The 12,385-nt window shown below is 64.8% G+C and carries 12 protein-coding genes; 4 read left to right on the top strand and 8 right to left on the bottom strand.

The window, feature by feature from the left end:
* Nucleotides 1-209: 209 nt before the first annotated feature.
* Together CH285_RS10070 and CH285_RS10065 are read right to left on the bottom strand one after the other, a co-directional pair.
* Complete coding sequence (locus CH285_RS10070; protein ID WP_032389135.1) at nucleotides 210-1,535, bottom strand: ISL3-like element ISPfr2 family transposase; 1,326 nt, start codon at nucleotides 1,533-1,535, stop codon at nucleotides 210-212.
* Nucleotides 1,536-2,473: 938 nt separating this feature from the next.
* On the bottom strand, nucleotides 2,474-2,785 hold the full coding sequence (locus CH285_RS10065) for a putative quinol monooxygenase (protein ID WP_006247389.1): 312 nt from the start codon (nucleotides 2,783-2,785) through the stop codon (nucleotides 2,474-2,476).
* 107 nt (nucleotides 2,786-2,892) lie between these two features.
* Here CH285_RS10065 and CH285_RS10060 point away from each other — a divergent pair, with 107 nt between their 5' ends.
* A complete protein-coding gene (locus tag CH285_RS10060; protein WP_027504856.1) occupies nucleotides 2,893-3,834 on the top strand; it encodes a GlxA family transcriptional regulator in 942 nt (313 codons plus the stop codon).
* A 1,110-nt stretch (nucleotides 3,835-4,944) separates the two neighbouring features.
* Nucleotides 4,945-6,381, top strand: a complete 1,437-nt coding sequence (locus tag CH285_RS10050) for a helix-turn-helix domain-containing protein (protein WP_032389157.1) — start codon at nucleotides 4,945-4,947, stop codon at nucleotides 6,379-6,381.
* A gap of 44 nt (nucleotides 6,382-6,425) precedes the next feature.
* Here CH285_RS10050 and CH285_RS10045 read toward each other — a convergent pair whose 3' ends face one another.
* The 3 genes from CH285_RS10045 to CH285_RS10035 form a co-directional block, all read right to left on the bottom strand.
* Complete coding sequence (locus CH285_RS10045) at nucleotides 6,426-7,475, bottom strand: alcohol dehydrogenase catalytic domain-containing protein (protein WP_032369262.1); 1,050 nt, start codon at nucleotides 7,473-7,475, stop codon at nucleotides 6,426-6,428.
* A 201-nt stretch (nucleotides 7,476-7,676) separates the two neighbouring features.
* Nucleotides 7,677-8,132, bottom strand: coding sequence for a hypothetical protein (locus CH285_RS10040; protein ID WP_032369214.1), 456 nt, complete (start codon nucleotides 8,130-8,132; stop codon nucleotides 7,677-7,679).
* Between the two features lie 33 nt (nucleotides 8,133-8,165).
* A complete protein-coding gene (locus CH285_RS10035; protein ID WP_052066548.1) occupies nucleotides 8,166-8,462 on the bottom strand; it encodes a PLD nuclease N-terminal domain-containing protein in 297 nt (98 codons plus the stop codon).
* Nucleotides 8,463-8,667: 205 nt separating this feature from the next.
* On the opposite strand from CH285_RS10035, the gene CH285_RS10030 reads away from it, so the two are divergent.
* Entirely contained in the window at nucleotides 8,668-9,018 is a 351-nt protein-coding gene (locus CH285_RS10030; protein WP_141214931.1) for a hypothetical protein, read from the top strand.
* A gap of 605 nt (nucleotides 9,019-9,623) precedes the next feature.
* Here CH285_RS10030 and CH285_RS28680 read toward each other — a convergent pair.
* From CH285_RS28680 to CH285_RS10015, 3 genes are all read right to left on the bottom strand, one after another.
* Complete coding sequence (locus CH285_RS28680) at nucleotides 9,624-10,097, bottom strand: class I SAM-dependent methyltransferase (protein ID WP_369597616.1); 474 nt, start codon at nucleotides 10,095-10,097, stop codon at nucleotides 9,624-9,626.
* Between the two features lie 109 nt (nucleotides 10,098-10,206).
* Nucleotides 10,207-10,569, bottom strand: coding sequence for a hypothetical protein (locus tag CH285_RS10020; RefSeq protein ID WP_032389161.1), 363 nt, complete (start codon nucleotides 10,567-10,569; stop codon nucleotides 10,207-10,209).
* Nucleotides 10,570-10,596: 27 nt separating this feature from the next.
* Nucleotides 10,597-11,115: a hypothetical protein gene (locus CH285_RS10015; protein ID WP_032369216.1), complete on the bottom strand. Its 519-nt coding sequence runs from the start codon at nucleotides 11,113-11,115 to the stop codon at nucleotides 10,597-10,599.
* A gap of 963 nt (nucleotides 11,116-12,078) precedes the next feature.
* Here CH285_RS10015 and CH285_RS10000 point away from each other — a divergent pair.
* Nucleotides 12,079-12,345 (top strand): carboxymuconolactone decarboxylase family protein, encoded by a 267-nt coding sequence (locus tag CH285_RS10000; RefSeq protein ID WP_052066551.1) that lies wholly within the window; start codon nucleotides 12,079-12,081, stop codon nucleotides 12,343-12,345.
* The last annotated feature ends 40 nt before the right edge of the window (nucleotides 12,346-12,385 follow it).

The raw sequence follows: 12,385 nt of genomic DNA, 5'->3' as shown, positions 1-12,385 counted from the left end.
GACACCGAGACCCAACTCCACCCAAATACGGTAGTTGTAAACCGACGTTGTACAACACATCCGACACCTCGGCCCACTGGCTCGAACGAACATCAGTATTCTTTGGACCGACAAACACCCGGTCGTTCGCGCAGTCCCGTTGTGGTTGGTTTCGGTCTTGCCTGGCGTGAGGGCGAACGGTTGACTCGCGGCCCCGACGGGAAAGCGGCTCATCCCAATCGGGGGTGTAGGAGTTGGGGTCTGAATCCGCCGGTCTCGAGCAGGCTTCGGGCGATGTAGTTGGTCAGGTTGCGGAACCCGAGTGCGGAGCCGCGCAGGTGTTCGAGCCGTCCGTTGAGCGCCTCGGTCGGCCCGTTGCTGGTGCCGGGTCGTTCGAAGTAGGCGAGCACGTCGGCGGCTCGCTTCTTCAGGGTCCGGCCCAGGATGGTGAGCTCGGTGAGCACCTTGGGGACGCCGGCGCTGAGGTCGGTGATCAGCTTCTCCATGAGCTCGCGGCCACGTTGCCGGTCCTCGTGGCGATAGGCGGCGATCATGCGCTGGTAGACACCCCAGGTCGCCTCGACCTCGACGTGAGCGTCATCAACGAACAGCGCGCGTAGCCTGTCGCTCTGCTTGTCGGTAAGCAGGTCCGCGCCGGTGTGCAGCGTGCGCCGCGACTTGTAGAGCGGGTCGTCCCTGAACCCACGGTGCCCGTGGATCGCGAGTTGGACCCGGCGCCGACACCTGTCGAGGGCGTCACCGGCCAGGCGCACGACGTGGAAGGGATCCATCACCGTGACCGCGTCCGGGATCTCCTCCGCAGCGGCGGTCTTGAACCCGGTGAAGCCGTCCATCGCGACCACCTCGACCGCGTCACGGAAGGCGTCGTCGCGGTCGGCGAGCCAGGTCTTGAACGCCGCCTTCGACCGGCCCTCGACCATGTCCAGCAGCCTTGCTGGGCCGGCACCATCGCGGACCGGGGTGAGGTCGATGATCACGGTGACGTACTTGTCGCCACGCCTGGTGTGGCGCCAGACGTGCTCATCGACGCCAATGACCTTCACGCCCTCGAACCGCGTGGGGTCGTTGATCAGCAGCCGATTGCCTTCGGCCAGGACCGCGTTGTTGGCGGTGTCCCACGCGACCCCGAGTCCCTCGGCGACACGGGCGACGGTGAGGTGTGCGACCACGATCCCTTCCAGCGCCCACCGCAACCCGGTGCGCGAGAGCTTCGCGCGTGGCTCCGCCGCGGCGCTGGTGTCTTGGCGCCACACGTGTCCGCAGTCGGCACAGCGGTAGCGGCGCACTACAACTTCCAGCACGGTCGGTCGCCAGCCCAGCGGCTCGTGGGCCAACCGCCGGATCACGGTGTCACGAGCAGCGCCTTCGCTGCCGCACCGTCGGCACCACTGATCTGGTTCCACCACGCGGCACGCGAGGACCGCACGATCCGGTTCAAGTCGTTGCCCGGTCACGCTCAGACCGAGGCCGTCGAGTCGAGCGAAGGCGGTCAGGTCAGGGCGGCCGAAGCCGGCCGGCGGGGTAGCGTCGGACACGTCGAGGTCTTTCGGATGGATGGCGTAGGAACCTCCATCGTCGGGAGACCTCGACGTCTATCTGCGGACCGACGCGCCCGGCCGACCCACACCCTCATCTGGGAAGAGCCCTGAAACGTCTTCGACGACGACGGGACCGGCGAGGAGCAAGGCGCGGTGAGCTAAAGAATGGAGCTTGCTCGGCTTCGACGCCGCCGCGAGCTCCGGTGAAACTCCGGTAAAACGGTCGGTACTGGTCGGTCGTCGTCGGTCACCACCGGATGGCAGCGTCCCCCACGCTCGGCGTTTGTGCAGGTCAGCGGCTCGTTCACCCAGTGGGCGCATCAAGCGATAGACGCAGAGCCGACGTGATTAGGTCGTCGGTTCGGTTCTGGTGGTCGCGCGATGCGCTGGCCTCACGGCTCTGCCCGACACCGACGTCGCTCTCCTCTGCGACGGACCCCTCGCCGGCTGAGCGCTCGCGGCCGGCATCCTGTCCGTGTGCCGAAAGGCCTCGCTCCGCTCGGCAACGCAGCGTGGCGTTGTGTCGCGACCTGGACGTGCGAGGTGTCAACGGTGCGTCGGCGCAACGATCGTTGTGTGCGCAGCGAGATGCTCCATGCCGCACGCGCGGCGCGCACGAACGCAACGCCCCGGAACGCCAACGACCCGTCATCGCTGCGACGCGCAACGCGTCTCCCGTCACGGCAACGGATCGCAACCACGACCCCGCCCACGGCGCCTCGCGGGACGGAGGGCAAGTTGACACAGTTGCGCTGCCATGGAGCCGCGCTGGCTCTCTCGATGACCACCGGTGAAACAGTGCCGCTCCAGGCTTGCGCCTGGTGTTGCCTGGCCTCCTCGTGATCGGCCCGTCGGGGATCGTCAACGTGGTGCGGGTGTCGAGGCGGTCGGGTCCGACGGCTCGGCGGGGCGCGATCGTCTCGTGCGTTGGCGGACTACGGGAGCTTGGACGCGAGGACGTCGGCCGCCAGGATCTCGGGTGCTGCGCCGAGGAGGTGCTGGTTGGCCATCAGGGCTGCGACGATGGCGCCGTTGGCGTGGGCGTCGCGAGCGGCCTCGTCGGGGAATGCATCGAAGATCCAGAAGGTGTCGGCGTGGGTCCTAGCCGCGAACCAGACAATCGTTCCTACTTCTTCGTTGGCGAGTGCGACAGCGCCGGCGAGCAGATCGGCGAGCGCGTCGTGCTGTCCATCGGCCGCGACGATCTTGGCGACGAAGGCATACGGAAGTGATGCGGGTGTGGACATGAGGGGTTCTCCTTGAAGTCGGGGTTCTTCGTGGGGCGAGTTCAGCGTATGACGAGCGAGGGCCGGTGGGGAGTGGCGTATACGACAGTATTGCTATTGTTCGCGCCATGCGTATCGGACTGATCGCGATCGACGGCTGCTTCGGTTCGGCTGTCGCGTCGGTCATCGACATCGTGCGGGTGGCCGACGGAGCCCGCGGCGATGTCGACCCGCGGATCGACCCGATCGAACTCGCCATCCTCGGACCGAAACGGCGAGTGACCACGACGGCATCGATGACCCTGTCGGTAGACCACCCGCTGTCGGAGTCCGGAGAGTTCGACGTGGTCGTCGTCCCTGCGCTTGGAACCCTCACGGCCGCCGCTACCAACGACGCCCTCCAGAGCCGAGATGCACGTTCGGTCATCGCCTCACTCGGGCGCCTCGACGACGCGACCACCCGGATCGCCGCGGCGTGCACCGGCGTGTTCGCCGTCGCCGAGACTGGACGGATGCATCATCGGCGGGCGACGACCAGCTGGTTCCTGGGGCCGGAGTTCCTGAAGCGCTATCCGACCGTCGCCCTCGATCTCGACACCATGGTCGTGGTCGACGGGAACCTCGTCACCGCCGGCGCCGCGTTCGCCCACATCGACCTCGCGCTCTCACTCGTGCGATCGATCAGCCCCGACCTGGCCCAACATGTCGCCAAGCTCCTCATCATCGACGAGCGTCCGTCGCAGGCGGCCTTCGTCGCCTACGAACATCTCCGGCACGAGGACCCGATCGTCGTCGAGTTCGAACGCTTCGTGCGCGCCCGCCTGGACGAACCGTTCAACGTCGCCTTCGTCGCGCAGTCGCTCGGTACCAGCCGGCGCACCCTCGAACGACGAGTCCGTGCGGCGCTCAACCTCACTCCGCTCGGCTTCGTCCAACGGCTTCGCATCGAACGTGCTCGGCACCTCTCAGCAACCACGGACCTCACCTCCGCCGAGATCGCGCTACGGGTCGGCTATGCGAACGCCGAGACTCTGCGCTCCCTCCTGCGCAGGGAGCGACGCCGTTCCTGACCTATCGCCATGCCTGTAGCCGGTGTCCTAGCGCTCGGTTGGAACCACCTCTCAGCACGTCGCGTCGACGCTCCTGCGTCGCCCCTGGACGACCCACTCGACACGCCCGCAGCACAGGCCATGTGACGTGCCCCGGCTTCCCGGGCGGTCGGGGTTGGGTGGCTGTGATGTCGCTGCGTTCTCGTCGAGGGGGTCAGCAGACCCGATCAGGGTCGATTGGGATGAGCCGCGAAGGCGGTCAGGTCAGGGCGGCCGAGGCCGGCCGGCGGGGTAGCGTCGGACACGTCGAGGTCTTACGGATGGATGGCGTAGGAACCTCCATCGTCGGGAGACCTCGACGTCTATCTGCGGACCGACGCGCCCGGCCGACCTACACCCTCATCTGGGAAGAGCCCGGAATCGGTCCGAGCTGCAGCTTGGCTTATCCACAGCGGACTGTTAAGCCAAAAACGGCTACCTTCGCTACAGCGTAAAAATGCCTGTTGATTATGAACAAACCGAGCAGCTAATAGTGTCGAACACGTGCTCAAAGAGGCGTACTACCGCCGTGAATCCCTTGTCCTCGGCATCTCAATCTCCATCGTCCACAGCCTAACCAACTGCCGGTGGTCGAATCAGGTGGACTTGCCGCAGCGTTAGAACACAACGCACGTGACCGAACAGCGATCGGGCTACTGTACTTAAGTCACTCACACGAACAGCGATCCGAAACGAGCCCGAATGTCCGGAACATGTCTGGTCGCGCCGGAAGTCGGTGCTGCTCGATCCTTACTTGAGATGGACCGTCCCCTGGGCGATCTGTCTCGCTGCGTCCGCGACGAGATCCTGGCATCCTGGCATCGGTGCTCTGGCCCGGGTACGCCGAGTGCCTGCAAACCGGAGATGGTCGGCGACGTCGAGCGTCGGCTTTTGGTCGAGACAGCTCGGTCTGTCGTATCCGAGGTTTTTGATACTCATTCCGAATGCCCGGCTTCTATTCTCGTGATCGACGCTGGAGATGCGGTGTGCTTGCGCGTCGATGGAAGCCCATCGATATCTGCCATCTTGAATGCCGCCAACCTAAAGTGTGGGTCATCGGTTCGAGAGGCTTGTGTGGGTACCAACGCGGGAATGCTTGCCTTGATACACAAGCGATCGTTAGAAGTAATTGGTCCGGAGCATTGGAAAACTGAGCTTAGTGCCCTTGCAGAGACGGCAGTCTTGATCCGAGACGGCAACGGTGCGACTGCGGGGGTGCTTGTGCTCGTTCATCATGTCGTCGACCACTCGCCGATCAGCCATACATTGGCGCGCGTGCTTGCGGGCAGAATCGAGATAGGAATGTCGACTGCCCGGGAACGCCGTGTTGGCGCACTCGCACAAGCGTTCGCAGCGAAGGTTCGCGATGAGGACGAAACAGTTCTTGCCACGGACGGCACACACTTGTTTACACACGGAGTTCATATGACGGAGATACAGCTGAACGCGTTCGCCTCCCACGCCAAATCTGCCTTGTTGGACTGCCGATTCACATCGGCTCAGGTAATGCTACCTACTGGAACTTACGCCACCGTTCAGGTCTCGCCGGTCACCTTCCAAGCAGATATCGCAGGCTGTATCCTTACTCGCACAGACGTCAGGACCCTCGACTCACAGCCGGCCCGTCGTCAGGGTGCGCACGCTGGCATCGCTGGACCGCGAGACTACTCGGAAGGCTCCCGGATTCCGCGAAGCGAGGCCGACCGGTTACGGAATCAACAGCTGCTCAACCCTTTTGCCGCAGCACGGGAAATGCTCAGCACCGGACTCGCGCGAAGCCGTAACCTCCTTCTGACCGGAGAATCTGGTACAGGCAAGGGAACCCTAGCTGCGACATTGTTTTCCGCAGAGCATCCAGGCGCGCAAATCAATGTCGTCGACTGTTCGAAACTTACGAACTCAGTTGGTCTATCAGCGCTGATGACCGACCACACTCTCGGGCGTCGACTCATAGTTCTCAGATCACTGAACCGACTCGACTCAGTCATGGCACGAAGACTCGACGAACTCATGTCGTCGAGCGCAGTAAATCCTATACCGCCCACAATAGTGGGCTGTGTCGACGTAACCGCATTAGATCCGGGCCGCCCCTTCGCGGTGCTCAACAAACACTTCAGTGACGTTGTACGTGTACCCGCGCTACGTTATCGAGTGGACGATATCGGCGACATTGCGCGTTCCATTCTCGACGATATTGCCGTCCGCCACTCTTTCCGACTGAGCATGCAGGTAGTTCGCATTTTCGAAGGGTATTCGTGGCCAGGGAATATCAGTGAACTGAGAGATGTGCTCAAGCACGTTGTCGAAACCAAGCCGTTTGGCATGATCCAGCCAGCTGACCTTCCGACATTGCAGTTCCACACAGTCTCCAGGAAGCTATCGCCGCTCGATACAGCGCAGTGCGACACGATTATTCAAGCGTTGTACGAAGCCGAGGGGAACAGGTATGAGGCTGCCGTGTTGCTCGGAATCAGCAGGTCCTCGCTGTATCGAAAAATTGATGCTTTCGGCATCAGCTACATCGGATGATCCACTGAAAGGATCCAGCAGGCCTCATCCGACTAGCGTGTTGGTCATATCGCCGGTGACAACGTCACCTTCAACGCCGAGTTGTCTGCCGCATGCGCAAACGTATCGTATGCCGCATCGAATTCATCGAACGTGAAGGAATGCGTGCTCATCAGTTCGGAACGGATTCGTCCGGTGCCGACCATTGTCAGTAGCGTCGGAATGGACGTAGTATCAACCAAACCCATTGTAAGAGTTAGGTTTTGAATCCATAGATCCTGCATCGGCAACTCGACCGGCGTGCCGTGAACGCCCACATTGGCTACGGTTCCACCTGGGCGAACCAACGACATAGCGGTCAATAGCGTCTCCGGAAATCCGACCGCTTCGATAGCTACATCGACGCCGAGACCATCGGTGAGCGCGAGAACGTCGGACACCGTCCCCGGGCCCACCTCGACGATGTCAGTAGCACCGAACTCCAGGGCCTTCTGCAGGCGGAACTTGTTCGAGTCGATAGCTATGGTCCGAGCCGCACCCCAGAGCCCTGTCGTCAGAATAGAGGCGAGCCCGACGGCACCTGCGCCAACGACGGCTACGGTATCACCGGGCCGAACTTTGCCGGCGAGGACTCCCACCTCATATCCTGTGGGTAAAGAGTCGGCCAAAAAGAGGGCTTGTTCGTTGGTGATGTTGTCAGGTATCGCGTACAAGGACGTATCGGCATACGGCACTCGCACTAGCTCTGCCTGAGTGCCGTCGATCAGGTGGCCAAGGATCCAGCCGACACCACCGACGGTCTGGCAGTGTGAGGGCATATTTTTCTGACAGTAAACACATCGACCGCACTTCGTCACAGCAGGGACCAGCACTCGATCACCGACCGAGAACGTGCTTACCGACTCGCCCACCTGCACGACGGTTCCGACGGCTTCATGGCCGAGAATTCGCCCCTTTGTGACAGCAGGAACGTCTCCACTGAGAATGTGCAGATCCGTTCCGCATATCGTCGTGGTATCGACGCGGACTACCGCATCGGTCGAGCTTTCAACCACGGCATCCGCTACTTCCTCCCATGACTTGTTGCCAGCTCCATGGTAAACGAGTGCTTTCATTTCGGGTCCCTTCGTCGCGTATCGCTCAGCATCCTTCGGAACGGTACGACGGAGGATGTACCAAATCTTCGACGTTCGCATATGTGGGACGGATGAATCCACCGAAGAGCCGATCAATCCCCGGCTCGTCGCAGACTTGCGACAAATCTCCCGCGCCGTACGTTCAGCACATGCGGATTCCCGATGCGCTCGATGCAGGCTTCAGCGAGAGCCGTCACGCTCCACACACGTCTGGTGCGCCTCCGTGATCGTTTCAACGTAGGAGTGGGCGTCGGTGGCAAGAGAGTCCTCCGACACCGGCCTGCTCGCGTCGGGCTGCGGTGGCTCCAGGAACTGCAGGGCGGCGCACGCGGGGCGGGTGCTGGCACCGGTTCCGCGGACGTCGACACCGACGATGTCCCAGTTGGCGAGTCCGTCGATGTTGCCGACGGTGGCCGGGAGCGACCTGCCCTCGAGGGGTCCGCCGGGGTTGACGATCAACGTTCCGCGGTTGTGGCCGGATGAGGCGGGCAGCCGGCTGATCGCGATGTCGATGTTCGGGCTGTCGGCGACGTCGTGGTTCAGTGGCACCGGCACGGTGGCGCATTCGAGTCGGTCGATCGCTGCCACGTCCGGCATCGTGGCGGCGAACGCGGGTTCGCAGTCACCCCACGTCACTGTCGCACCGAAAGACTGCGGTGCGTGTCGTCGTCATCGCTGGGCCGGGCGGTCAACGGTCAGTCCGTCGAAGATCGACGACTGTGCGTGGCGGCCCCAGATGAACCAGCCCAGGGCACCGAGGATCGGCAGCGCGATGATGACGAGAACCCACAGTGCTTTTCCGGCCGTTGTGTAGCGGAGGGAGCGCACGATGGACACCACGGCTGCGATCCACAGCAGCGCCACAGCAGCGGCGACGACGAGCAGGACGATGGTCAGGCCGAGAGCGATGCCGCGGTCCGTGGCTTCGGAGGCGAGCAGTGCGGTGGTGGTCAGGTGCTGGTGCATGATGGCGGTCCTCGATCGTGTGGGTGTTCGTCGGTGTTCCTGTCGTGTATCAACGCTATTGAGGCGAACCCGGAATGGAATCGGGCTGCCGCACGAGTGCAGCGTCATCCTCAGGGAGGACCGGACGGTCGATGGCTCATCCGCGCGACCGATCTTGTGGCCGGGAGTGCTCACAGATCGCTGCCGCGGTGTCACAGTGGACCCCATGACCCGCGACCCGCGACGACGTCCCCGCCCCTCACGACGCACCCCGGACACCGACACCGCAGCAGCTGCCGAGATCACCGTCGCAGCGGGTGTGAAGGCGACCGTGTGGCCGCGAACCGGGACCGAGGGCGGCGAGCCCACGCCGCTCGCGTGCGGGATGTTCGTCGACGATGCCGACGCGTACGAGTTCCTACGCCAGCAGATGTTCACCCTTCCCGCCCGCGGTGTCGACCAGGTCGTGGTCCGACTCGCAGGCGCAGCAGGGACGGCGGCGCCGCACCGGGAACTGGTCGGTACCGCTGCGTCGGTGCTCGCTCCCTCTACGTCGACCCCGCGGGGGCGGCCCTGACTGCCGACGACGATGCGCCGGAGTCGTTGCCGCACAACGAGACTACGGCCCCGCAGGGTGAGGCGAGCGCACAGTTGCCGTTGGCGGCGCGGACGGCGCCGGTGGCGCTGCACCTGCGGACCCTCGATCAGCAGCTCGCCGACTACGGGATCCGCGAGATGTGGATGCGCGAGCGCACCAAGCTTCGGCACCTGATGAGCCCGCCGGCGCTCATGAACATCGAACGCTACACACTCGGGCGGGAACTGAACGCCATCGACGAGCTCTACGACGCCGACACCGACCATTACCTTCGCGCATGGACCGCGGCCGCCACCGAGCAGGCGCGGCGTATGGGTCTGACCGACACGGTTCCGGCTCTCGTGTCGACTCTGCCGACCGAGTGCTTCGACGACACGGACCTCGAACCGATCTACGATCAGGCCTTCGCCGTCACACCGCTCCCCGGGTGCGGCTACATCCCGCAGACCTTCCCCCACCGCATACCCGACGGCGCTCTCGACATCGACGCGTTCATCGCCGCCGAACGTGCCGCCGGCCGCAGCTACCGGGACCGCGTGCGGTCACGCGTCGAGGACGCAGGCGGCCGGGAAGGCTCCCGTCGACTAGTTCACAGCCGAGAGGACGACGCCTTCCGGGTACCGCCGGACCACGACGTCGGAGAAGCCGGCGCGATGGAACAGGTGCTCGAATCCGGACGGTGGCCCTCCGGAGGGCGGCGTGAACGCCGCCACCACCACAGCGCCGTCGCGCAGTACGCGCCGCAGCTGCGCCAGACCGGCACCCGCGTCCGGCCAGAAGTGCAGATTGTCCACCGTCAGCGCCTCGTCGAAGGAATCGTCGTCGAACGGCAGGTGAGCGACGGTTCCCGATACGAGAGTCATCCGCCCGTCGTCGATCGCGGCGGCATTGCGCTCGGTGGCCCGCCGGTGCATCAGCGCAGAGGGGTCCACACCGGTGACATGGCCGTCCAGTACCGCCAGCGACAGCAGCTCCAGCGCCAGACCGGGCCCGAAACCGATCTCGAGGACACGGTCACCCCGGCGCGGTGCCAGCACCTCGACCACCCGCCTGGCCATCTTCCCGCCCGATTGCACCATGAGGTCAGCGCCTCGCTCACCCGCGTCACCCGCGGGGATCACGAACATGTCGTCCATCGGCACATCGTCCCTCATATGATCACTAGGGTCAGTACCCGGTCACCGAAATGGAAGGGGGGAAGATCGTCGTGACCGGCCTGCCCTGGTCGGTGCTCTCGTATTCGACCGACTCGATCCGTCTGCCCTCGACGTCGAACAGTTTAGCCGAGTCGTCGACGTCGAACGCTCGCCACTCGCCACTGATCCTCACGAATTCGTCGTTCACGGCGTCGAACTCGGGATCCCCGGCCTCACCCGGTGGGGTGAACGGGTTGATCCACGGGCCGGGCGTGCACACCAGTTCCTCCCCTTCGGGCGGCCCTGCGTCGAAGACGAAGCACTCCCCGCCGGCGACGGTGAACTCCACCGGCCGGCTGGTGGTGTCGGTCGTTCCCGCGAGCACCAGGTGCACACGCCCGCCCCAGGCCGGGGGGGACGGTCACGGTCGGCCCCCGCCGGGCTCCTGTCCAGGTGCCGGGCGGACGAGGGCGGTGAGGAAGTCCGCGGTGGACATCGACAGTCCGTGCGAGAGGGGGGCGTCGACCTTGTCGCCGTCGATCCACACGGCGGGGTCACTGCGGAGGTGGTAGCGGAAGCGCGCGGTGCGGGCCCCCGCTGCCGCGACGACGACACCGGGACCGGGGGATCCGTCCCACATCCACGCCGCCGCAGAATCAGTCCTGCCGCGAGAGGGCAGCAGCAACGACTCGACCACCGCCGCGAGGTACGCCTTGACCGCGTCCTCGAACCGACCGAACGTCGCTCGCCCGGTCTCCTGGAACCGTTCGTCCGCGGCGATCGCCGCGGACCCGTGGACGGTTCGCCGGACCCCTCGATAGCCGACGAAATACCCTGTCCTCGAGAGAGTCTCGGTGACCACGTATCCCCGGCCTGCGTACATCTGATCGTCCCAGCGCGACCCGTTCACCTCGGTGATCGCCGCACGCAACTGTTCCACCGCGGCGGCGCAACAAGCGTGGACGGCGGCGAGGTTCGGTCATCGATCGCTTTCTGGTGGCGGGGCCGGGTGGGGTGTCAGTTCCAGTGCTGGAAGTACTGCACGATGAAGCCCTCGTTGCGGGGGTTGTTCGGGTCCGTCAGGTAGACGTTGACGTGGCCTCCCCGTGCGGCGGCCTCCCCGACCATGACCTTGTCGGGGACGGTGAGTTTCCCGTGCGGGCCGAGGAGGACTGAGCCCTCCTCCAGGTAGGCGATGCGCTGGTTGTTCGGAACCAGGGAAGCGAGGGCGTCGGGGATGGGGCGCCGCCAGCGCTGCGGTCTCGGCGTTCGTCAGGAGCACCCCGGCCACTCCCACGGTGAGGGCTCCGGCGGTGGCGATGGTGCGAATCTTCACGATGATGTCTCCTCGAGCGAAGGGGTGGTTCGTATCGTGTGTCGACGCTAGTGACGCGCAACGGCTCTGGAATCGGGCTGACGGATGAGAGGGGCACCATCCTCGGGGACGACTGGTCGGTCGGGCGGCTCGTTCGCTGGGCCCATCTTGCGTGCCGGAACACCCACCGTCCGCCCGCCCGGTGCACAGTGGGACTCATGATCCGCGACCCGCTCCGACGTACCCGCATCTCGCGGCGATCGACGTACACCGATCTCGCCGTCGCCGTTGTGTGCGTGGTCGCGGCGGTGCTCAGCACCGCTGGGGTGGCCGGGCTGATCGCGGGTCTGCTCGTCGCGGTCGCCGCGGCGCTGCGCACCCACCTCCCCACCGCCGCGGTCATCGCGGCGGTGGCGTCGGCGGCTGTGCAGAGCGGCTTCGGTGCTGGCGCACCGTTGACGTGGGTCGGCTACGTCGGGTTGATCTACTTCTTCGCCGCGCACCCCCGATCGTGGGTGCGGTTCGGCTCCGCCGCTCTGCTGCTGGCGCTCTGCTGCGGCGCCGGGTGGGCGATGACCAGCCCCCGAGATGGTCTCGGCGTTCTTCGGCTTCGACAAGGCCGTGTTCAAGAAGGACACCGGCAACCTCGATCTCGCCACCCGCGAGCTGATTGCTGTCGGGGTCGCGGTGACCACGCAATGCCCGTTCTGCATCGAAGACCACGCGCAGCGAGCAGTGAAAGCAGGTGCCTCCAAAGCCGACGTCGCCGAAGCGGTCATGGTGGCTGCGGCCCTACGCGCCGGCGGCGGTGTCACGCACGGCTGGAAAGCCATGAAGAGCATCGCCGACGAATGACTGTCGTGCGGCGGTGACAGGTACTCCGAGCGAACGGTCG

Source organism: Rhodococcus sp. 05-2256-B1 (assembly GCF_002258465.1).
Taxonomy (GTDB): domain Bacteria; phylum Actinomycetota; class Actinomycetes; order Mycobacteriales; family Mycobacteriaceae; genus Rhodococcoides; species Rhodococcoides fascians.
This window is presented reverse-complemented; position numbering and strand designations above follow the sequence as displayed.